The sequence below is a fragment of the Nocardia seriolae NBRC 15557 genome (genome assembly GCF_007990715.1).
Classification (GTDB): Bacteria; Actinomycetota; Actinomycetes; order Mycobacteriales; family Mycobacteriaceae; genus Nocardia; species Nocardia seriolae.
Map to the genome: position 1 here is coordinate 1 of NZ_BJWY01000131.1, position 20981 is coordinate 20981.

17 protein-coding genes are annotated in these 20981 nt (G+C 64.2%); 6 read left to right on the top strand and 11 right to left on the bottom strand.

What is annotated here, in order from left to right:
• Positions 1-10: 10 nt before the first annotated feature.
• From NS2_RS29465 to NS2_RS29480, 4 genes are read right to left on the bottom strand one after another with little or no spacing between them, the layout of a single operon-like run.
• Positions 11-1060: a Gfo/Idh/MocA family protein gene (locus NS2_RS29465; protein ID WP_158543982.1), complete on the bottom strand. Its 1050-nt coding sequence runs from the start codon at positions 1058-1060 to the stop codon at positions 11-13.
• Positions 1000-2397 carry a B12-binding domain-containing radical SAM protein gene (locus NS2_RS29470; RefSeq protein ID WP_033090999.1) on the bottom strand — a complete coding sequence of 466 codons (1398 nt, stop codon included), beginning with the start codon at positions 2395-2397 and terminating at the stop codon, positions 1000-1002. The genes NS2_RS29465 and NS2_RS29470 overlap by 61 nt, the downstream gene beginning before the upstream one ends.
• Positions 2394-3545 carry a radical SAM/SPASM domain-containing protein gene (locus tag NS2_RS29475; protein WP_161789520.1) on the bottom strand — a complete coding sequence of 384 codons (1152 nt, stop codon included), beginning with the start codon at positions 3543-3545 and terminating at the stop codon, positions 2394-2396. Before NS2_RS29475 ends, NS2_RS29470 begins: the two co-directional genes overlap by 4 nt.
• Before the next feature lie 23 nt (positions 3546-3568).
• On the bottom strand, positions 3569-3859 hold the full coding sequence (locus tag NS2_RS29480) for a PqqD family protein (RefSeq protein ID WP_147207366.1): 291 nt from the start codon (positions 3857-3859) through the stop codon (positions 3569-3571).
• Positions 3860-4748: 889 nt separating this feature from the next.
• On the opposite strand from NS2_RS29480, the gene NS2_RS29485 reads away from it, so the two are divergent.
• The 4 genes from NS2_RS29485 to NS2_RS29500 all read left to right on the top strand — a co-directional run bounded on the left by NS2_RS29485 (position 4749) and on the right by NS2_RS29500 (position 10742).
• Positions 4749-7235 (top strand): ATP-binding protein, encoded by a 2487-nt coding sequence (locus tag NS2_RS29485; protein ID WP_161789519.1) that lies wholly within the window; start codon positions 4749-4751, stop codon positions 7233-7235.
• Positions 7229-8548, top strand: coding sequence for a hypothetical protein (locus tag NS2_RS29490; protein ID WP_036551190.1), 1320 nt, complete (start codon positions 7229-7231; stop codon positions 8546-8548). Before NS2_RS29485 ends, NS2_RS29490 begins: the two co-directional genes overlap by 7 nt.
• Before the next feature lie 251 nt (positions 8549-8799).
• Positions 8800-9648: an Eco29kI family restriction endonuclease gene (locus tag NS2_RS29495; protein ID WP_158660754.1), complete on the top strand. Its 849-nt coding sequence runs from the start codon at positions 8800-8802 to the stop codon at positions 9646-9648.
• 548 nt (positions 9649-10196) lie between these two features.
• Positions 10197-10742 carry a hypothetical protein gene (locus tag NS2_RS29500; RefSeq protein WP_033090995.1) on the top strand — a complete coding sequence of 182 codons (546 nt, stop codon included), beginning with the start codon at positions 10197-10199 and terminating at the stop codon, positions 10740-10742.
• A 182-nt stretch (positions 10743-10924) separates the two neighbouring features.
• Here NS2_RS29500 and NS2_RS29505 read toward each other — a convergent pair whose 3' ends face one another.
• Together NS2_RS29505 and NS2_RS29510 are read right to left on the bottom strand one after the other, a co-directional pair.
• Positions 10925-11935 (bottom strand): DUF4928 family protein, encoded by a 1011-nt coding sequence (locus NS2_RS29505; protein ID WP_147207367.1) that lies wholly within the window; start codon positions 11933-11935, stop codon positions 10925-10927.
• A gap of 76 nt (positions 11936-12011) precedes the next feature.
• The gene (locus NS2_RS29510; RefSeq protein WP_228102479.1) at positions 12012-13253 is read right to left on the bottom strand and encodes a DNA cytosine methyltransferase; all 1242 of its coding nucleotides are present in this window, start codon (positions 13251-13253) and stop codon (positions 12012-12014) included.
• Between the two features lie 152 nt (positions 13254-13405).
• Here NS2_RS29510 and NS2_RS29515 point away from each other — a divergent pair, with 152 nt between their 5' ends.
• On the top strand, positions 13406-13804 hold the full coding sequence (locus NS2_RS29515; RefSeq protein ID WP_033090993.1) for a very short patch repair endonuclease: 399 nt from the start codon (positions 13406-13408) through the stop codon (positions 13802-13804).
• Between the two features lie 149 nt (positions 13805-13953).
• On the opposite strand, the gene NS2_RS29520 is transcribed toward NS2_RS29515, so the two are convergent.
• From NS2_RS29520 to NS2_RS29535, 4 genes are all read right to left on the bottom strand, one after another.
• A complete protein-coding gene (locus tag NS2_RS29520) occupies positions 13954-14760 on the bottom strand; it encodes a protein NO VEIN domain-containing protein (RefSeq protein WP_033090992.1) in 807 nt (268 codons plus the stop codon).
• Between the two features lie 91 nt (positions 14761-14851).
• Entirely contained in the window at positions 14852-16747 is a 1896-nt protein-coding gene (locus tag NS2_RS29525) for a DEAD/DEAH box helicase (RefSeq protein ID WP_052486780.1), read from the bottom strand.
• On the bottom strand, positions 16744-18063 hold the full coding sequence (locus NS2_RS29530; RefSeq protein ID WP_033091603.1) for a ParB N-terminal domain-containing protein: 1320 nt from the start codon (positions 18061-18063) through the stop codon (positions 16744-16746). The genes NS2_RS29525 and NS2_RS29530 overlap by 4 nt, the downstream gene beginning before the upstream one ends.
• Before the next feature lie 3 nt (positions 18064-18066).
• A complete protein-coding gene (locus NS2_RS29535) occupies positions 18067-18921 on the bottom strand; it encodes a hypothetical protein (RefSeq protein WP_143161226.1) in 855 nt (284 codons plus the stop codon).
• 580 nt (positions 18922-19501) lie between these two features.
• Between NS2_RS29535 and NS2_RS29540 the strand changes: the two genes are divergently transcribed.
• Positions 19502-20260 (top strand): hypothetical protein, encoded by a 759-nt coding sequence (locus tag NS2_RS29540; RefSeq protein WP_033091601.1) that lies wholly within the window; start codon positions 19502-19504, stop codon positions 20258-20260.
• A 107-nt stretch (positions 20261-20367) separates the two neighbouring features.
• Here the strand turns inward: NS2_RS29540 and NS2_RS29545 are convergent, their stop codons facing one another.
• Entirely contained in the window at positions 20368-20766 is a 399-nt protein-coding gene (locus tag NS2_RS29545; RefSeq protein ID WP_033091600.1) for a hypothetical protein, read from the bottom strand.
• Positions 20767-20981 lie beyond the last annotated feature (215 nt).

The following is a 20981-nucleotide window of genomic DNA, read 5'->3' on the forward strand; positions in this document are numbered from 1 at the left end:
CGACACTAGGTCAGCAGGAGCCGTTGAGTCGGCCGAGTGCTTTGCCGCGCGGGCGGATCCACTCGGTGCGGTGCGCGGCGATGATGACGTCACCGATCGTCAGAACATCCGCCAGCGGGGTTCCGAACGGTGCGGTGCCCTCAAGGATTAGCGCCAGGTCCGTGACGGGACGTCGCATTGGTTCAGCTGCCTGCGCCTGCGGTTGTCGAGATCCTTTCGGGCGGATCAGATTTCCGTGATCGGTCACCTCGACTTGGCCGTCTTCACAGGCCACTGTCGCCGACCAGTAGCCGCGGTCGGATGCTGCGGCGTCGTCGGAGACGGTGATGCGGGTCGCGGTGGTTCCGCTGCACTCGAGTTCGGCGGAGATTTCGGCGCCGCGCTCGTTGCGAATGAGATTGCTTCTCAGCGTATTCGGAGAGGGGAGTGCGCCGAGCAGGAGGGAGATCAGGTCGAGGGCGTGGCTGCCGGTGTCGACGAGCACGCCGTGTCGCGGCCCGGCGGCGCTGCGGTAGGTGCCGCTGCCTGGTGCGAAGCGGGTGCCGTAGGGGCCGCGAAAGACCGCGTCGACATCGACGACGCGGCCGAGCGCACCCGACTGGAGCAGCCGGACGGCGCGCTGGATGCTCGGCTGGTAGCGGCGATTGAACGGAGCGACCATCCTGGGGCGACATTCGGCCAGACTCGCCAGTCTCCGCCGCTCCGATGAGGTCACGGGAACCGGCTTCTCGATCAGACACGGTGTATCGGCGGGGATCAACTCGGCGATGTCGAACACCGCGGTCGGCGGCACTGCGACGACGATCGTGTCCACCGCCGTATCGGTTATGAGCGCCTCGACATTCGGATACGCCTTCCCGCCGAACATGTCGGCGAATCGAGTTGCCGAATCGCGGTGTGCGGAGACGACGCCGAGGAGATCCATGGACGGGTCGGTGACGATGTCCAGTGCGTGAGACTGGGCGGCGAGTCCCGTCCCGATGACGCCTACACGGATGGTCATCGGGACACCGTCGTCAGGGGAAGGTGGCGCTGGACCTTTTCGGCGGCCTCGTCCCATTGCCGCCGCACCGGTTCCAGCCGCGTCAAATAATCCTCGGACCGGAATTCCGGATCGCAGAACTCGTCGTAGCATCGGCTGACCCAATAGCGAATGTCCTCGGCCGACATAGATTCGTTGTGACACACGGGCAGTTTCAGCCAGTCGGTGGTCTCGTACCAGTACCGGTCGGGGATTGTGATTCCGTATCGTTCGGGATTGGTGTACAGGTCGGTGCCGGGGCGCGGCTCCATCACGTTGAACGTGGCCACGGTGGGGTTCACCAGGCGTATGAAATCCAATGTCGCCGACAATGTTTCAGGGGTGTCGCCGGGGGCTCCCACGATGAACGAGGCGTTCAATTCCAGGCCCGCGCCCATGATGCGCTGAGCCGTCTTGTACAGCCGGGCCGGCGAGGTGCCCTTTTTGACGAGCCGCAGCGTCTGCTCCTGGATGGACTCGTAGCCGACGAACACCCGGTATGCGCCCGCGGCGCGCATCGCGTCCAGCACCTGCGGCCGCGCGTCCTGGGCGCGCATGTTGCTGGTCCATGGCATCGTCAGACCGCGCCTGTTGATCTCTTCGCAGATCGCCACCGCGCGACGCGGATCGCCGGAGAAGGTGTCGTCACCGAAGAAGATCGATGAGAAGCCCATCTCGGCAATGGCTTCCATCTCGTCGGCGACATGGATCGGGCTGTTCCAGCGCGCCGCGCGGCCCGCGATCGTTGTCGAGCAGAACGTGCACCGACTGGGGCATCCGCGGGCTTTCATGACGACCGTCTCGTAGTCGTAGTCCAGATAGGGACGCATATCGAAGATCGACCGATCAGGCTGGCCGTACCGGTCCAGGTCCATCTCCGGCGGTGCCGGCGCGGTGGTCCGGACGCCGTCGCCGTCCCGGAAGGCCAAGCCGGGCACCTTCGCCAGTTCATGCGCGGAGACGCTGTCGGTGGTCAGGGCGTCGGCCAGGCTCACCACGCTGTCCTCGGCGTCGAACAACAACACGTAATCGACGCAGGAGTGCCGGTTCAGGCATTCGGCGGCGATGAACGACACGTGCGGTCCGCCGAACACGATCGGGATCGTCGGGTTCCATGACCGTACGGCGTGAGCGATCTCGAGGGCGTGGAAGTAACTCTGGGCCACCGCCGTCACACCCACCAGATCCGGGCGCAGATCGTCCAAGCGGGAGATCAGCGCCTGTGCCGAGTTGCCCTCGAACGGCAAGTCCACATGCACGACCTCGTGCCCGCCGCGCTTGAGCGAGCGGGCCATGTAGGCGTAGCCCAGCGGCGGGTGCAGCAGCAGTGTTCGCGGGTCGTGGGTGTAATGCGGATTGACGAACAGAACTCTCATCGCGAGGCTCCGCTCACCCGGACGCGAGGGAGCCCGACGAAGACTCCGGGTGCCCGGGTCGGCGTCGTATCCGGGATCGGGGCCTGTGCCGTGGCGAGGTCGTGCGGAGCCGGATCAATGAATCGCTGTGCGCCGCACCGTTCGTCGTACTTGCCGTTGTAGTGGAAAGCCTTGCACCCGCCCATGCACGAGCCCAGCGCCGAGCACGATCCGCAGGGACCGGAGGGCGGATCCGCGGTGTCGGAGTAGCGTGCGACGAGCCGATCCCAGATCTGCTGGAACGGCTCCTCGCGCACGTTGCCGATGCTCTCTTCGATGAAGTTGCAGCCGGACACGTTGCCGACGGGATCGATGGACACCATGCTGGTGCCCACGTTGCACAGATTCGAGCCGATGAAGGTCTCTCGCGCCGTACGGTCGGTCAATCGGTCGTCGAGCACCGTCAGCATGAACGGGTCGTGGGTGTAGACGTCCAGGGTTCCCTGATAGTCCAGGAGCAGCTGGTAGATGGTCTGGCACGTCTGCAGATAGGTCGGCCACAGCGACCGGTCGAACACGCCGGTGAGGTTGTACCGGTTCTGCATGAAGCTGACCGCGTCCACCCCTAGATCAAGGGCGAAAGCCGCGATCTGCTCGACGTCGCGGTAGTTGTGGGTGTCGATCGTGGTGGAGAAACCCACGGTGGGCATGCCGCCCTCCTTGAGCAACCGCAATGCTCGCACCGCCACGTCGAAGGCGCCGGACTTGCCTCGGATGTGGTTGTGGACAGCAGGATCGATGCTGTCGATCGACACCATGGCTCGATTGATGCCGGCGTCGACCAGTCGCCTGGCGTCGGCCACCGTCTCGACGTAGAAGCCGTTGAGCATGAGGGTCTGATAGAAGTCACGGTCGCGGAAAATCGTTGCGGCGTCGTGGAAATCGGTACGAATCATGTTCTCGCCGTGCGAGTACACCAGGCTGGCGCTGCCCGCCCCGTACAGCTGATCGGCCAGGTCCTCGATCTCGGCGAGGCTGAACTCTCCCCGGCTGCGCCGATACAGGGCATAGCAGTGCTTGCACTTGAGGTTGCAGCGATAGGTCAGGCCGAGCTGGACCAGAATCGGGAGCGGATGCTCGGGAAGCTGGTACTCTTCCGGCCACGTCAACATCATGTTGTGCTGCACGGTGATCAGTCCGCCTTCAGCATGCCGGCTTCGACGCACTCGCCGATGAACTGCTCGACATCGGCGGCTATGTCGTCTTCGGGAGCGTCGAACTGAGCGGACAGGGCATCGACGATCTCGCCGACCGAGGCGGGAGCGGTGCCCAGCAGCGCCACGATCGCCGAGGCGGATTCGTTGAGCTCGTACATCACCCCCTTGGCGCGATCGAACAGCATCGTCAGACCGGAGGTCGTCGTCCGGCACACCGCATGCGATTGCAAGGCCACCGTGGTGTACGTAATCTGCCTGGGAGTCAACGTGATTCCTTCTCTAGGCTGGGAGTTGTCACCGCGCTACCGGGTGTGCGGACGGACGACAATGGCGATCCGCACACCGGCGCGAACGTCTGCGTCAGCAGTGAGTCCGGACGTTCCGTGCACGCCACTGCGGTCGGCGCCAGGGTCGCTTGGCCATCGCTCTTCTCCCTTCTGCAGATCACGGCGCCAAGAATCAGCGCCGAAGCCAGCGTCACCGGCGAGACGGGCACCCGATAGACGAGAAGCCCTCTCACCTGAGTGAGAGGCATGAACATCGCGAACCGCACTGGTCGAGAGGGTTTTTGTGCACGCCGATCGCCCTTGTAGAGGCCAGCTCTCACCTAGTGCCGGACCCTGATCGTGCTCAAGAGAAAGATCGGCTTCGGTGGAGCCCGACGGGGTCCGCGAGATAACGTACGAGGAGCACTCGAGCGTAGGCACCTTACGGTGCAGGGGGCGTAAAGAAGATGGGCGACAACGGATCTCGGCGGGGAGATTCCGGGTGTGCCGATCGGGTCAGGGGCAGGTACCTCGAGCGATTGCGGCACGGCGACGAGCTCCGCGTCGAACTGCTCCACATCGTGGCCCAGGAGATCGCCGACACCTGCGGACACAACTTGTTCAAAGCGCACGGCTGGCCTGGGGCTGGACCGTCGCCGAAGCGGTCGAACGCTTCCATCAGATGTGCCGACGCGAGAAGCTCAAGCCGCGCGGACTGGTCGTCCGATCCTGGATGGAGTGGGAGGCGGGGGCCCGGCCCAGCTTCGACTACCAGGACCTGCTCTGCCGCCTGTTCCGGACCAGCCCCGTCCAACTGGGATGGGCCGTGGATTACGCCCCGACCAGCAACAACACCGGCAGAGCGTCATCCCTCCCCCACGCTGATCCCGTGGCTTCGGCGAGCGGTCCGCAGTCGACTCGGACTTTGATGCACCTGCCGCCCGACACCAATGACTTCACTGGGCGAACCGAGCAGATCGCGCACCTCATCAGCGTTCTGGGCGAGAACTCCGGCATCGCCGTGCCGATCGCGACGATCTCCGGCAAAGCCGGCGTCGGCAAGACGGCCTTGGCCGTTCACGTCGCACATCGAGTCTCCGACGCTTTCCCCGACGGACAGCTGTACGCCAATCTACGTGGCGCAGAAGCTGAATCGCTCGAGCCGAGCGAAGTCATCGCGGGCTTCCTCCGGGAACTGGGGATAGACGGCGCTGGAATCCCGGAAGACATCGACGAACGAGCCCGCCGCTACCGCGCCTGCTTGGCCGGACGCCGCATGCTGGTCGTCCTCGACAATGCCGCCGACGAAACACAGTTGCGCCCACTGCTTCCGGGCACCTCCAGTTGCGCAGTCCTGATCACCAGCCGATCCCACCTGGCCGCGCTCCCCGGTGCGCAGGCCGTACACCTCGACGTACTGGCGCAGGACCAAGCGGTCGACCTGCTGACGAACCTGGTCGGCGCAGAGAGGGCGGCAGCCGAGCCGGAGGCGGTGGCAGAGGTGACCCGCATGTGCGGGCAACTCCCGCTCGCCTTGCGAATCGCCGGCGCACGTCTGATGTCTCGACCGAGTTGGAGTATCGCCTGGCTCGCGCAACGCCTCGCTGATGAGACCCGGCGACTCGACCTGCTCAAGGTCGGAGACCTCGAAGTACGAGCATCGTTCGCGCTGAGCTACCAAAGCCGCAGCACCGAGGAGCAGATCGCCTTTCGGACACTGGCTTTGACGGGCACTAGCTTTCCTGCGTGGAACGTGGCCGCCCTACTCGACACCGATCTCGACGACGCTGAGCAGTTGGTGGAGAGCCTTGTCGATGCTCAATTGGTCGAACTCGCCGGGGTAGATCCAACGGGGCAGATCCGTTACCGACTACATGACCTCATCCGAGACTTCGCCCGCGAATGCTCGACCGCGTTCGACACCGCCGACGCTCGCCGAAAAGCCGCGGAACGGCTCGTCCGCGAGTACACCCGCGCCATGCAGGTCGCCACCGCCAAGCTTCACCCCGACACCGGCAAGGATGATGCGAGCGAAGCGCCAACGCTGACCGGCGCGGAACGAACCGACCCGCGGCGCTGGTTCGCCGCCGAACAGGTCAATCTTGTGGCCGCCGTCGAGCTGTCGCACAACCTGGAACTCTGGGAACAGACGTGGCGGCTGGTCGAGACGCTCCCGGCAATGTTCGATTGGCGCGCGGATTGGCAGACGTGGGCCCGTACTCACCATCTCGCCCTGGACGCCACACGGAAGATCGCCGACGAACACGCCGAAGCAGCGACGCTTCGAAGCCTCGGCGCCCTCTACCGTGAACTCGGGCGATTCGACGAGGCCACCGAAATGCTCACCAACGCCGCCGAAATCTTCCTCCGCCTCGAAGATCGGCACCAATGGGCCATCGCAATGCGCAATCTCGGCGACACACGCCGCTACCAAGGACGACTCGACGAAGCCATCTCAGCCTTCTCCGACGCACTCGAAATCGTCGAAGCCGAGGGCGATTCCCGCTCGGTCGCCGGCGTGCTCAACGGCATCGCCGACGCCAGCCGGGGCTTGTCGCGCTGGGACGACGCGTCCCGCCACTTCGAATCGAGCCTGACGATCTACCGCGCCCTCGACGACCGACTCGAAGCAGCCCGAACGCTGATCCGATATGGACTCGTCCATCGCGACCAGTGGAACAACGACCAGGCTCTGCGCCTGTTCGAGCAAGCGCTGCAAACCTTCCGCGACCTGGACGACCAACGATGGCAAGCCAGAGCCCTGCGCCACATCGCCGTCGTGCATCGCAACGAAACCGACTTCGCCCGAGCCGCCGCCGCATTCGACGAATGCCTCGCGCTGTTCGACAGCCTGGCCGACCGCCGCGGAACCGCCGTGACGCTGCGCAACCGCGGCGACGCCCGCCGCCTCGCCGGCGAGTCCGAACAAGCAGCCGCCGATCTCATCGGCGCCCGCCAGATCTTCGAAGCGATCGCAGACCATCGCTGGATCGCGAGAACTCGACTGAGTCTGGCCGATATGGCTCGAACAGAACAGAAGTGGGATCTCGCCCAGCAGGAGATTCAGGCCGCCCTGGAAGTGTTTCAGCGCATCGGCGACCGCCCGGCCCAGGCACGGACCCTTCGGCAACTCGGCCTGGTGCACCGGGACACCGACGATTTCGATGCTGCGATGGCCGCATTGGATGCAGCGCAAGGGATCTTCGTCGGCCTCGGGGACGACCTATGGGTCGCGCGAGTGCACGCCAGCCGCGCGCGACTTGCCGAACGCCGCGGAGGAGACCCTGTGCCCGAGATGGACATCGCCGGGGCCATCTGCCACCGCCTCGGCATCAACGCCGCACAACGCATCGAAACGGTGCTGAGAGAATGGTGACGATGCGCCCAACGTCCAAGAGCACGACCCGATACGAGCAGATCATGCTCGACCATTCGACGCGCCCCGGGGACGCCGCATCCCTGTTCAATCGGGCAAGCCGCGAGGCACGCGCGGCGGTATCGGTGGCGAATGAACACGAAGAGATCATTCGAGACGTCGCCGCAGGCGTCGCGGCACCCGCACTCGTCGGCGCCGTCATCTGGATGCTCCGCGAGGCGAACCGTCGCGGCCTGCGCCGACTACGGTTCCTATCACGCGACGGCCAAGTGTTCCACGAGTTGGCTCAGCGTCTACAGCCAAGGCTCAACAGCGATTTGGACCTCGAGTACGTCTACAGCAGCCGACTCACCTGGAGCCTGGCGGCCACCGATCCGGACCATCTCGATGACGCGTCATGGCTTTTCAACAGCTTCATGAAATCCAACGCCACCGACCTTTGCGCGCGCCTCGGCTTGCCCTTCGAAGACTACGTCCCAGCCCTCACCGCTGCCGGTGTCTCATTGGACCCCGACCTGCGAGCCGACCAAGACCGTCAGCGTGAATCCATGCGCCGATTCCTGCGCACATCAAGCGTCAAAGACCATGCGGCCCAGCGGATCGCCGAAACACGTCTGTTGTTGCTCGACTACGCAGACCAGCACCTCCTCGCCGACCCGGAGACCGGGCTGGTCGACGCCGGATGGACCGGCCGAATGATCGGTTCATTGATGCACGTCAGTGAATCGGTCGGTACCGAAAGACCCCATGCTCTGTTATGGGGCCACGAACCGCGCCCAACCGGTTGGACCGATCCCGCGCGGGTGGCCGCATACATGTACAACACGGCGGCCGGACGTGGACTCCAGTGGCGAGTTCCTGATGCTCCGTTCATCGTGGAGACCTTTTGCATGGGCGACCATGGCATCGTCTCCGGTTATCGTCGCGCTCCGTCTGGACAGGTCGAACCGATTCTCCAATCGACGGACAATGTCGCCGCGGAGAATTGGGGCCTGCCCGTCTACCGGTCGGCGATGTACGGATCCGCGGACGCGCTGACCGAGATGCCCGCCGAGGATCTGCGTCCGCTGATCAGCCAGCTCATGAACGCCTTCTGGTGCCACCCCACCATCGCCGAGGCGGTGGTGTGGGGAAGCTATCCGTACGACAGCGACCCTGCCGGCACCGCCGTACGCCCCTTGGCATGGGCTTTGAGCGAAGAGACGCCCGTTCGAGGCGACCGGGCATGGCTGGCGGGCTCATTTGCACTGAGCGCTGACCACGCGGTCGACCGCTACCTGGTCGGGCCGTCACGCGGTTCTCGAAATGAATAGAGCCAGCGTGGACACCGACGTCAGTGGCGCGGGACTCCCTCGTCGGGATGCTTCCGGTCCGTCTTCTGTAGGCGAGTGCGCGAATCGCTTGTGACGTCGACGATCGACTTGTGTACGTAGGACACAAGTAGCTTGACCGTTGTTCCCGCCGCGGCTAGTGTCATCCATACACGGGTTGGATGACACTTGTACACGTTCGGGGGGTTTCTGTGGTCGGTTACGGCGGCGATGGGTCGAGGGCACCGCGGTTGATGGGAATTGCAGAGATCGCCGAGTATGCGGGTATGAGCCGCCAGGGCATCTCGAACATGCGCGGGCGCGACGACTCGTTCCCCGCGCCCGTCGCGGAGCTGAAGAGTGGTCCGGTCTTTCTCGAGAGTGAGATCAAGGCGTTTTTCGAACCCCGAATCGGATCGCCCGCCGTGCCTGCGGCGGCGTCTCACGGCAGGGGCGAGCGTGGCGCGCCGCCGGAGTTCGATCCGCTCGACAAGGGCAACCTGATCGCCAGTGTCGTTAACGCTCTATACATTTCGCCAGCGGTGCCGCTCACCCTGCGTGAGCATTTCGTTGGGTCTGGCCTCTACTGCCTTTACTACTCGGGAGACGACGAGCTCTATGCTCCGATTGCAGACGGGGATCCCACGCGGCCGATCTGCGTAGGAACCACGCTCGGATTCACGCGCGCTAGTTCGGGCACGGTGTCGCCGACTAGTTCAGTGGCCCTGGCTAACCGCCTGAACTATCTGGCTCGTGCGATTGACGCCGTAGAGCAGCGCGGTCCCGACGGTGGCGGCCACCACCTGTCGCTCCGCGACTTTTCGTACAGATGTCTCGTAGTGGACGAGATGTGGGCACGACCTGCTGAAGCTTGGATCATCCAGAATTCGGCACCTGTCTGGAACTGCGTGATTCCTGGGATCGGCAATCACACTCCGGGAAGGAGCCGGGTCGGCGTACGGTCGCGTTGGGATGAACTGCACCCCGGGCGCGGATCGGCGGATCATCAGCCCTCGAGGCACACGATCGAGGAGCTGGAGGACAGCGTCCGAACGCATTTCATGCTTGATCTCGATTCGGAGAAATCCCGTGGCGCCGACTGACCGGGCAGCGGCTCGTGAGCCTGACCCGAAGGATTGGATTGGCCTGATCTTCCGGATTCTGGATTCGCCGCGCCGAACCGCAGCGTGCTTGGCATTGCTGCTGACAGTCGGCGCGGTCGCGGTGCTCATACTCGGCGCGGGCGGTCGAACGTTCGGATTCTCGCTTGTCACGAGTGTTCCGCTGGCCGCTGCGGGCGGCTTGGTGGTGGCCCGTGAACCGCTTCGTCGGTTTTTGGGAGGCGTGGCCCATCGACTGCTGAAGGCACGCCGGCCGGAAGAGGGGTAGTGCGGGCCCACCCCTCCCAGATTCACCAGCAAACCCCGCTGGAGATGACCCGTGTAGCCATCGAGCGGTTGCGCGACGACCGATGTCTTGGGCGTTGATGAGTTGATCAAGTAAGCTGAACGTGCCTTGAACCAGCGCATATCTTCAAGGCATCATTTCAACGCACCAGTCGAAGGGCCGCAAAGGTCCCAACCCTGTGAAAGGGATTCACGATATGCCTCTACCCACGTTCGCCCAGCAACCGTCGGCCGTCACTCGATCGATGAACATCAACGCGGCTGCCGCCGCTCTGAAGATCTCACGGGCCTCATGCGAAAAGCTCATCGCCTGCGGTGTGGTTCCAACTCCGATCGATTCAGACCTGATCGGTTCGTTGGCGAGCCGCCCTCGGCTCGTCGTCGCCGAAGGTGAGCTGACAGTGCTGAGAACCGCGCCCCGGTCTGCCGCGCGTGAGCCGGATCGCGAGTGGATCGGGTTCGACGTCGGGTTCAGTGTCCGCGACCTAACGGCGGCGTCGCTGCGCTGGTGGCGATGCGATCCGAATCGCATCCTCGACAACGAGCTGTTTGCGGTGACCGTGGCGACGGTGCCTGTCGCGGTCTACGCCATCACCGCATTGGAGGAATCCCACCAAGTGCCGGGCGAGGCTGAGACACGGCACCGGTTCGTTGGAGACCTGCTGGCCCGTTGGGGTGAGCCGGTGGCACCGGGTATCGACTCGAGTCTGAAAGTTCGCGTGGAGCAGATCATGTCGAGCCGCATCTCAGTTTCCAGCGGTGGCCCGATCGGATACCTGAACGCCGAGTAGTCCTCCAGCCGATGAGAAACCCTCGGCATTGGATCCCAAGGCCGAGGGTCTCTTACTGTGTCACCGCGTCGATGGGGCAGTGCACTGCGTTCATGTGTGCGCGTGTCGGCGGTGTCGCCGTTCCTAGTCGAATTCGGCTGAGCCGCTGAATGTTTCGGCCCCAGCCGAACTGGAGAAGATGGTCACAGATTCTCGGGGATCTCGACCTTGAGGGAATGGTCCGACTCGGCCTGATCGATGCGGGCGTTGTACAGCTCGAGGAGCCGACGTAGTTCGGCGCGCACTTGATCCTGCCGAAAACCCGCCACCTCCTCGATGTTGGTTCCGACGAAGTCCTCTATGGACTGGATCGCGACCTGGTTCGCGATGTCCGCGTCTAGCGCGTAGACCCCGGCCCTTCCCAGCTCGTCCGCCGGAACGAGCACGCGCGGTCGAAAGCTGTGGTGGATGTTGTCTCTGCAGCGGCCATCGAAGAGTTGGCTGCTCGGCGACATAGTGACGTGGATCGCTGTGTGGCCGATCTGGTAGTCACCGGCGCGGCAAGTCTGCTGATCGGCGGTGGTGTAGCTCTCTATGTTGATCTTCTCGTCGGGAAAACGGATCTGAAGTTTGGCGCCGACGAGATGCTGGACGATCGCGCCGGCCGCATTGCCGCCTCGTTCACGCCCGGCGGCGATCAGATTCGCGACAACCGCGCGGATAGACCAAGAGGGGTCGATTTCGGTGCTGATCTTCTGCTTTCCGAAGTAGTCGTCGCGCACGCGATTGACGAACCACTCCTGCAAGATCCACGCCACCGCGTGTCGTTCGGAGGGAGTCAGAGCGTTCACTCCAGCCGCAGCGCCCGAGCTGTTGATCACGTTGGCGAGCTGCTCGGCGAGGACGATCGTCTTGCGAGAGGTTCGCCCTCCCTCTCTGGTGAACTTTCGCGTCTCCCCGTGGTCGCCGAGCAGCTCCTTGGCCTTGGTCCCACTCGCGCCCTTCACCTGGGTGTCCGCCTTGTACACGCCTGTGCTCAAGGGGAACGACCCGGCCAGGTAGTCGGTGATGTACAGCCCGGCGCACATCACGTTGGAGTCGACTTCGCCTTTGCCCTTGCGGTTGCCTTCGTACCAGGGCTCGATCGCGTCGAGCAAGGTCTCGGCGATCGCGGTTAGGTGTGCGGATTCCTCTTGCCCGTTCGGCTTGACCATCGGTGCCCGTCCTTCTGCATGAAGTTGTCGATCCGCGAGGTCGTCGATAGTCGCGGAGTAATTCGTGAGGATTCGCTCAGCGGGCGAGATCACCGGAGAGCAACGGCCCCAGGTACTCCTCGGCGAGCCATTGGACTGCGTTCACGCACACCGCGTCGCCGAAGCCCATGATTGATTGATTCCGATTGTCAGGGAGGCGATAGTCGGGGGCGCCCATGAGCTTGGCGTACTCCCTGGCGGTCATCCACCGAACCCGAAGCGATTCTCCCTGAATGCGGACGACCGCCTGCTTCGACGATCCGCCGCGTGCGGTGCGCAGGCAGCCGGCGACGTCGCCGTCTCGAATCTCCCACGCTGGCTTGCCATTCCGGGTGCGGCGGTACGCGGTGCGGTACTGAGGGCGTCGTCCGGCCTGCTCGGCGAGCTTCCCCACTCGCTCAGATTGGACGGGGGAGAGTTCGCTGCAGAACTTCGCGGTGCGCGTCTCGTCCCACCACTCGACTCCGTCCGCGTGATCGTCGTCGACCAAGTCTGTCCATCCCTCGGTGAGCAGGGCAGGCGGTTCGGGCAACTCGGCGCGATGGGTGCGCAGGCCGGAGTCGAGCACAGGATCGAGCCAGCTGGGGCGCAATGCCGTGTCGCGACGCTCGTCTTGCTTCACGTCGGTCAAGAGGAAGGGGTGCGCCGCGATCAGGAACAGACGCGGACGTGACTGCGGCACCCAGCGGCGAGCGTCCAACGTGACCACGTCGACGGAGTAGTCGAGGTCGTTGAGGCGGCTCACCGCCTCCTTGATGTCCGCGCCGCGATGGCTCGTGGCGAAGCCGTTGACATTCTCGATCGCGACCACGGGCGGGCGGTCGTCCCCGAGGTTCTTCAGGACGTCCGTGAAGTCGAAGAAAGTGCTCGAGTGCTGGCCGGCCAAGCCCTGTCGGCCGCCCGCCAGAGAGAGATCCGTGCACGGAAAGGACGCCCAGGCCAGACTCAGGTTCCTGGGCACTTTCGCAGCCTTGATGTCCCCGGCGACGACGCGGATGTCCTGGAGGTGGTAGTGAGCCTTCCCTTTTCCCTCGCCGAAGTGGCGGAGGTACATGTCCTCCTTGTCCGGGTCGAGATCGTTGGCCCACTTGACTTTGAATTTCGTGTTTCGTGCGTGCTCCAGGCCGAGTCGCGCCAGCCCGATTCCCGCAAAGAATTCCGCGACCTCGAACACCTTCGTCGCACCGTTCGCCGACACCGCCTTGCCGATGCGCTCCCGCATCTTGACCGAGACATCCGGAGCAGCCGGGGCGAAAACAAGATCAAGGGCGGAGGTCACGGAGTCGATCCTATGCGACGGCGCCGACAGATAGCCCGTTCGCCGCGTGGCGAACGTGAGAGGGCTCGCGTCGGGCGGATCATGCGACCTATCGTGACCGAGTGGGACAGATCACGGAATCGTGGGCATCCTCACCGGGTGCGCGGGCCAGCATGCAGGCCAATCGAAGTCGAGATACTCGGCCCGAATTGGCCCTGCGGCGTGCGGTACACGCGCTCGGCCTGCGGTATCGCGTGGCGGCTCGCCCGGTGCCGGGTTTGCGTCGCACCGCCGATCTGGTGTTCAGAGGCCCCAAGGTCGCGGTTTTCCTGGACGGCTGTTTCTGGCACGGCTGCCCCGAGCATCACACCGTGGCGGTCAGAAACGGCGCCTACTGGGCGGAGAAGGTGGAGAAGAACCGAACCCGCGACGCGGATACAGATCGCCGACTCGCCGAAGCGGGGTGGGCGGTGCTGCGCGTCTGGGAGCATGAAGATCCGCAGTCGGCAGCTCAGCGGGTCCTCGCGCTCGTATCCTCACGGCGCTCAAGGCGAGCGGGTGAGAATGATTGAGGCTGAAGCGAATTCGGCACCTGTCGGCGGATTGACGCTGATCTCCCGGCGCAAGACTGCTTCGACTGGTGAGTCGGTGCATATCTACGGGGTCCGGTTACGGGAGTTCCTGAGGCTCGGGGCGTTCGCCTCGGCTCGTCGAAAGCCTCTCACGCTGAGCGGAATCCCGGAATCGTGAACTCCGGGTCGAGGGCGAGGTGTGAGCGTCTCCAAGCCTCTTCCGGCGGGGTTATCAACGCAGACTCCTCCCAGAAGAACCTGGGTGAGTCCGGTGGGACGATTCGGCGAAGCTGGTGCGAATCAATCTCATAGACGCCTTCGACGTGCGATTGGTTGAGTTCTTCCGCGACGAATGCGGAGCTCTCGAAGATCACCTGCAGCAAACGCCATTCATCGCCGTGCTGCTGGCTCTTGTCGAACTCGTTGCGCGACAGATGAAACGTTCGAGCCGTTCTAGGTCCCGCCGCCTTCACCTCGATCCGCTCCGTACGCGGGTCTCGAACTTCGATGTCATAGCCGTAGACGTCGGATATCCGGGCTACGTGGACGGGTTTCAATCCAGAGTGTCTGAGTGCAGCGAGCACGAATAGCTCTGCGGCATCGCCGATCTGCTTCTGCCATTCCGTCTCGGCGGACGAGTAGGCGTGCTCGTGAGCCTCGATGAGGAGTCGATCGAGGTTCGGTTCGAGCCATCGTAGGGAATCGAGGTCGCTCGCCGGAATGTACTCTCTTGTGACGCCATCACGGCTCACCGCCAGGCGCAGCCATGCCGGAGGAGCCGTGATCAGCAAGAGCCGGGCGACTTGGAAGAGTCCGTCGGCGTCACGGCAATCCGTGGCGGCGGCCAACTGCGGTGAGAGTTCGAGGGATCGTCCGATTCGCGCGAGTCCACGGTCGACGAGCATCGTCGAGGGAACTTCGAGATCGATGGCTGAGGCCAGAAAGGAACCATGCATTCGCGCAGCGGCGATCCAGTCGTCGACAGTGCGACGTGGAGCCAATGTCGCGGTGCGCGCCAGCAGGAGAACGGCGTAGCAGAGTCCGTGTCTAGGTAGCATTTCCGTCTGCGGCTTGAAGGTACGCTGTGATCACCGCGGCGTCGTCGACGGCGACAGGCGGCTCGCTCGTTCCTGCGTCCGTCTCCGGCAGCGCGACCTGGACGAGCCCGGGGTCGTCCATCAACTGCGCCAGAGCCACGATCTTCTCGCGGAGACGACCGTCCACGAGGTCGTCGATGGTTCCGGCGCTGATCAGCAGGGTGAACCGCGTGAGCACGCCGTCTCTCAGGCCGAGGCGGTGGATTCGGTCCTGGCTCTGGAGATAATGCCCGGCGTTGAAGGTGCGGTCGATGTAGACGGCGTGGTGGCACCAGTGGTGGAGGCTGACGCCTTCCCCGCACGCTGCGGGATTGGCCAGCAGGACTGTGCAATCGGGGTCGTTGCGGAATCGGTCGAGTTCGGCGTCTCTGGTCAGCACTCCCGGCGCGGCGCCGTCCGCCGGCGGGACTCCGCCGTGGACGACGGCCGGTTGATAGTCCTTAAGGTGCGACGCCAGGATCCGAAGGTTGCGGACGAAGGTCGACCAGACGATCACCTTCTCATTCCTGTTCGCCGCAGCCGCGACGATGTCCGCGACTTTGCCGTACTTCCAAGGTATCTCGTGGTCTCGGTACCTCTGCAGTAGGTGCTCGAGCTGTTCGTCGCCTCGCAGCTCGAGCGGCGGATGGGCGAACTCCTCCAAGTCGTTCTCATCCGACCCGGCCACCAGCAGCATCGGATTCGTCGCGGCTTCCAGGAGATACATCATCACTCGGCCGATTCGGTCGAACTGCCGCCGCGCGTCGCGGTCGAGCGCGAATGCTCCGCGGTATCGTCCGCGGAGCGCGTCGTAGATCGCCTGCTGGATCGGCCGCATCGGCTCGGTGATCACGTCGAAGTTCGTGGGCGGCAGGTCCAGCCGGGACTTCGGCGTGCGAACGAAATAGCGCGAGATGGCCGCGCCGGTCTCGCGGAGCACTTCCTTGTCTCGACCGGAACGCTCGAAGTATGCGCTGGCCGGAAGGATCTGCTGGTCTTGTCCCGGATACAGGAATCGCATCGGTGCGATGAGGTCGAAGGCGCCTTGTGGAGCGGGAGTTCCTGTCAGAACGTCCCGCCGTCGTGCGGCGTAGGCGAGGTCGAGCACGGCACGACCGTGAACCCCCTGTTCGCCGCGCTTGATTCGGTGGGCTTCGTCGAGGATCACCTGCGTCGGTCGCAGGGTGACGTGCTCCCTGATCCTGTCGTAGTCGGAGGCGACGCGGTTGTAGTTGGTCAGCAGGATGTCGAGGTCGTCTGGGATCAGCGATGCGGCACCCGTGTGTATCGCAATGGTCGGAGCCGGTGACAGGCACTCTGCGGAGTCCTCCTTCCATGCTTGGAAGGCTGCGATCGGAGCGACGACGAGCATCTGCTCGACGCGCCCTCTCGCGCGGTTGAGGGCGAAATTGGCGAGGGCGACCGTCGTTTTGCCCGCTCCAGGCACCGAGAAGTCCGCCCCGTGCGGAAGCCTGAGGACGGTGGCCAGGTTCTCAAGCTGAAAGGTCTTGAGCTCGCGTTTGAAACCAGCGGCTCGAAGCTCCGCCTCGAGATCGTCCGTGTCGACCGAGATCGGCTCGGTGAACGCCCTCTCGCGGGCCTGCCGGTCCTGCGCGAGGGATCGAAGCTGATCGGTGAGCGCCGGTCCCAGTTTGATCGTCTGGCCGAACAGATCCCGTACTTCGCGAACCGCGGCGAGCTCCGCCAGGAACACGTCGGCGCGGACGTCGGTCCGGTTCGTCGACCCGCCGACGACGCCCCGTGACATCGCTTCCTGCAGTCGTGCCCAGGCTCCGTCGTTCGCGCCTTCCCGACGTTCGACGATCACGAGCGGGCGACCGGCCCGATACAGCTCCGCGAATATCACTGAGTCTCCTTGAGCGCCTTCACGAGTTCCTCGATCGTGTCGATGCCGTCGGCGAGTGCGGACTCATCCCACTCGGGGAAGGCTCGGGCTTTGGGCAGCGCGGAAACGGCGCGCTGAAGTTCTTCGATCGCCTTGTTCACCCGCTTGATCGGAGCGGTGAGCGCGCTCTTGTCTCGGCCTTGTTCCTCGGCTTCGTCGGCTGCGGCTGTGATCGAGCTCTTCAGGGTGCCTAGGAGGTCCTGCACGCTGACCTTTTCGCCGTCTGCGAGGGTCAGGTTCGCCTCAGGGCGCTTCGTCGCGACGAAGGCCAGAAGGCTGTGCAGCGGTGAGGGGGGCGCGGTGTCGCCCAGCACGTCGTCGAGGTCGTCATGGGCATCCGATGATCCGTTCGACGCCTGTGAATCGGCGGTCTCGAGCACCGCGCGAAGGGCCGGTTCCTTTTCGAGTTCCTCCCGGACGAGTGCGGCGGCATCCGGGCGGCGTAAGTTGCGCAGCTTCCGGTATTCGGTTCCCGCCAGCGTGCCGAGGAAGTAGACCGCCTTCACGGCGTCGGCTTCGTGGGTCGGCTTGTTGCGGATGTGCGCCGCAAGCTCGTCGAAAGCCGATTCGTTCGCCGTGAAGCTGAGGTGGTCGCGGGCGCCCTTGGACAGCGCGACCAATTGGTGGACCTGCTGCAGTTTCTCGTACAGATCGCGTACATCGCTCGGTTTGCGGTGCATGCGGGTCGCCACCCGGTCCCAGTCCTTCCCCTCGCGGTTGTAGTACTTCTCGATCATCAGGGCTTCGTTGATCCAGGAGTAGCCCTCTTTGAAGTCTCGGGCCACCTGCAGTTCGGCTTCGAGATCCTCCAGCTCGTCCGCGGTCGTGTCGGCGGGCAGGACCAGGCACTTCACGTACTTCGACTTCAGGTGGTTGTCCTCGAACAGCGATCGCATCGCGGCCGAGCGCCGATTGCCGTTGATGAGGATTCCGTCGGCGGTGATGATGGCCGGCTCCTGCTGGCCGCGGCTGCGGAGATCGTCCTTGAGCGCCGGGAATCCGTCTTGGCTGCAGAGGATCTCGTACTGAGCCTTCTGGGCGTCCGGGCCGAGCGGATCGGAGCTGAAGAGATCGGGCCGACCGGTGGTCTTGATCATGCGGAGCTGTTCGGCTTGAGTGCGGCCGTTGAGCGTGGAGAAACGGACCCAGGTGACCTCCAACTCGACCTGCGGCATGTCCTTGTCCTCCCGCGGCCAAGCGGGGACGGTGACGCGGTTCTTCTTCTCCCTGGCGGCGAGGAACGCGGCGCGATCTGGGTCGAGGGAGGGCAGGGTCATGGATCAGCTCCTGGAGGTCGTGACTCGGATGCCGCCGTAGCGGGAAGTGATGGTGGTTCTCAATGCGCCCGCCCGGCGCTGAAAGCCGATGTGGCCGGTGAAAGCGGGAGCCTTCTCGGCGGGTATCCCGAAGGCTCCCAACAGGACGGTCGGAAAGAATCGCTGCTGGGTGCCGTTCCAGTTCCACTCGTCTGCACTGGCCTCGGTGTGCGGCTCCCGGTCTGGCATGACGTAAATGCAGGGCGGCGGCGTCTTGATCCCGCCGAATACGGCGGAGTTCGCGGCCTTCGGGCACGGTCGTTGGCCGCGACCGCAGAGGTGGTTATGGAAGATCACGCCGTCGACGGTTCCAGGAGTATCGCCGAAGAAGCGCTGTCGCAAGCGATTCACGCCTTTCGAGACGTGTTCTCCGGGCTCGTACGTCATGCTGTCGCATAGCCACCACAGATACGTTTCTTTCGCCCAGTCGGGCACAGTCCAGCGGACGCTGCTGTGCGCGCCGTCGGGACAGCCCTTCTGGATGACGGCTATGTCGCCGTACCCGCTGATCGTCAGGCGATACACGGTGTCCTTGCCGTACGTCGGCTTCTCCAGCGCCGTGATGTGGCCGCTTTCGACCATGCCTTCGAAGATCGTGGCGAGGAAGTGTCGTCTGTCGCCGACGCTCGCGCTCATGCTGCCGCGGATCCCCTCGATCGCGGCCGGCAGCGCTTCTCGATACTCCTGAGCCGTGAGTCCGTATCGGCCGAGCAGGCTCTCCTCCGATGCCAGATCGGTGATCAGACGAGAGACGCTGCTGACGACTGCCGACGGCGGTGCGCCCGCATGGCGGCAAGGCGCGGCTTCCTCAGCACCCATGATCATCCCCCTCCATTCGATCGGCTCTCGACGCGCCGTCGGTCCTGTCGATCACTTCGCGCGGCAGCGCGGAGGAACCGAGCACTTCACCCGGACATTCCGTCATTTGTATCACCCGCATCACCTAAATCTGTTGCGACCCAAGCTCGATCGCCCAGCGTACCGGCGGGGTGCGACACGATTTCGATCCTGCGGTTCTCCGCGGGTGCCGCTCCTGCGTGCCCAACGGCACTGTTCCCGAGCCGTTGGACAGTTCCGTGTGCAGGCGCTATGCGATTGCAAGGTACCGGTGAATTCGGTGAACAGCGGCCTCGAGATCGCAAGCGGTATAGAGGGATTCGAGAGAACTGTCGGTGGGGCGTGCGATGCTCTGGCACATGGCGCAACCCGCGACCGTCCAGCATGGTTCCAAGCCGTGGGCGAGACCGGTGTCGGCGCGCCATCAGCGCCCCGGCGTCGGTGAGGAGCACCGACGAAGCCGGTGCCGTCAGATCGAGGCTGACGGCCTTGTGCGGGCGCACACGGAATTGAACAGACATCCGCGCTAGCGCGGAGTCCCTCTGGGGGTGAGTTTCAGCCGATGTCCGTCGACATGTTCGAATACCGGTTCGTCCAGGAATTGCGGAAGCTGAAAGAGTTTCGGCCGAATGACGTACGCGACCCGAGGGTGTGGCCGAGCGTCGGGTCCGATGACGGGAAGCTCCCGGCCTGGCGAGCGCTTTTCACCGCCATGTGCCACTACGGGCACAGCACCGGCTACCGCCTGTTCGAATTGGAGGACTTCTACAACTACTGCCGGAGGGCGTACAGCGAGAAGAATCCCAAGCGGCAGAAGTACAAGAAATACTTCAGCGGCGAGCTACAGAGCGGCATGCGACAGAGAGTCGGAGTCTGGTACGAGTCCGGCATGGCCGAGACTTACCTGTATTCCTGCTTGGCTGAGGCCATCGAGGATGAGATGAAGGTCGGCGTCGTTCTGTATGACGCTCGGGCGGACTGGAAACTCAAGGCCGACCTCGTGGTGATCATGAACGACACGCCGATGCGCGTGAGCGCATACGTCGGCGAGGATCAAGAGCGGCCGAGCATAGAGGCGCGGCGCGAGGTGATCGAGAGAGAGCGGAAGAAGAACACCTCGCAGTCGGCGCACTGGAACAACACTCAGCTGGAGAGGATGAGACTGTTCGAGATCCAGCGAACCGACGACGACCTGCAGATCGTGAACGGGGTTCGACTCTTCTCGATCAGCGCGGTGAATCGCCTTCTCGTCGAAATGTACAAGCACGCATGCGTCGAAGACGGATGGCTCTTTCCGGAGGAGTCGAATCGGCGGCAGTAGCCGCTCGCAGATTCCGCGCGTCGGTCGTATTCGAGTGGTACGTGGGACGCCGTCAGACAGAGCGGTGGCGGGCGGGTGGCCAATCGGGGTTGGCCAGTGCCCGCGCCTCAGCGCTCCGAATCGGAGACGAGGGAGCAGGCGCACAGCTCCTCGGAAGGCGGCACTCCGTTTCTCACGTTGCTGAGTGCGAGATCGCAAGCGGTGTCGAAGGATCGGACGTCATGGCCGTCGGCGAGCGCATCGGCTCCGTCGTCTGCATCGTAGAGGCACGCATACCAGTGCAAGATGCGGCCGCGCTCTTCGGCGAGGCCGTTGTCGACAGTGGTGATCACCAGCAGCAACGGGTGATCGGTTCCAGGCGCTTCGCCCACGACGGTCTCGATCGCCATGCAACCGCCGCCGGTGTTCACGATCTGAGCAGGCGACCCGAACCGGCTGGCGAGCACGTCGAGCTCGGTGCGGTAGGTCTCGCTCAGCCGGACCTTGTGGGCGTCGTAGGCGTCCATCAGCGCACTGTCTCCTGTCAGGTCGAAGAACCTTTCGAATCGACGCTAGTGCAGACCCCGAGCGTCATCAAGGACGCCTGCTCGAGCGGCGAGCGCGAAACGCTATCTCCGTCTGCCTAGTCCTGGCGAGCCGCCCCTGACCGTGCGGACGCTTACAGGTCGGTTCGATTGTCGGACCTCCACCGACGGCGGCGGGGGCTCGAAGTCTAGTGTCC

Excerpts from the sequence above, each read along its gene's own strand:
- NS2_RS29465 (WP_158543982.1), bottom strand. The coding sequence starts at position 1,060 with ATGGGACGAGGCCGCCGAAAAGGTCCAGCGCCACCTTCCCCTGACGAC.
- NS2_RS29470 (WP_033090999.1), bottom strand. The coding sequence starts at position 2,397 with ATGAGAGTTCTGTTCGTCAATCCGCATTACACCCACGACCCGCGAACA.
- NS2_RS29490 (WP_036551190.1), top strand. The coding sequence starts at position 7,229 with ATGGTGACGATGCGCCCAACGTCCAAGAGCACGACCCGATACGAGCAG.
- NS2_RS29495 (WP_158660754.1), top strand. The coding sequence starts at position 8,800 with ATGGGAATTGCAGAGATCGCCGAGTATGCGGGTATGAGCCGCCAGGGC.
- NS2_RS29500 (WP_033090995.1), top strand. The coding sequence starts at position 10,197 with ATGAACATCAACGCGGCTGCCGCCGCTCTGAAGATCTCACGGGCCTCA.
- NS2_RS29505 (WP_147207367.1), bottom strand. The coding sequence starts at position 11,935 with ATGGTCAAGCCGAACGGGCAAGAGGAATCCGCACACCTAACCGCGATC.
- NS2_RS29515 (WP_033090993.1), top strand. The coding sequence starts at position 13,406 with ATGCAGGCCAATCGAAGTCGAGATACTCGGCCCGAATTGGCCCTGCGG.
- NS2_RS29520 (WP_033090992.1), bottom strand. The coding sequence starts at position 14,760 with ATGCATGGTTCCTTTCTGGCCTCAGCCATCGATCTCGAAGTTCCCTCG.
- NS2_RS29530 (WP_033091603.1), bottom strand. The coding sequence starts at position 18,063 with ATGACCCTGCCCTCCCTCGACCCAGATCGCGCCGCGTTCCTCGCCGCC.
- NS2_RS29535 (WP_143161226.1), bottom strand. The coding sequence starts at position 18,921 with ATGGGTGCTGAGGAAGCCGCGCCTTGCCGCCATGCGGGCGCACCGCCG.
- NS2_RS29540 (WP_033091601.1), top strand. The coding sequence starts at position 19,502 with ATGTCCGTCGACATGTTCGAATACCGGTTCGTCCAGGAATTGCGGAAG.
- NS2_RS29545 (WP_033091600.1), bottom strand. The coding sequence starts at position 20,766 with ATGGACGCCTACGACGCCCACAAGGTCCGGCTGAGCGAGACCTACCGC.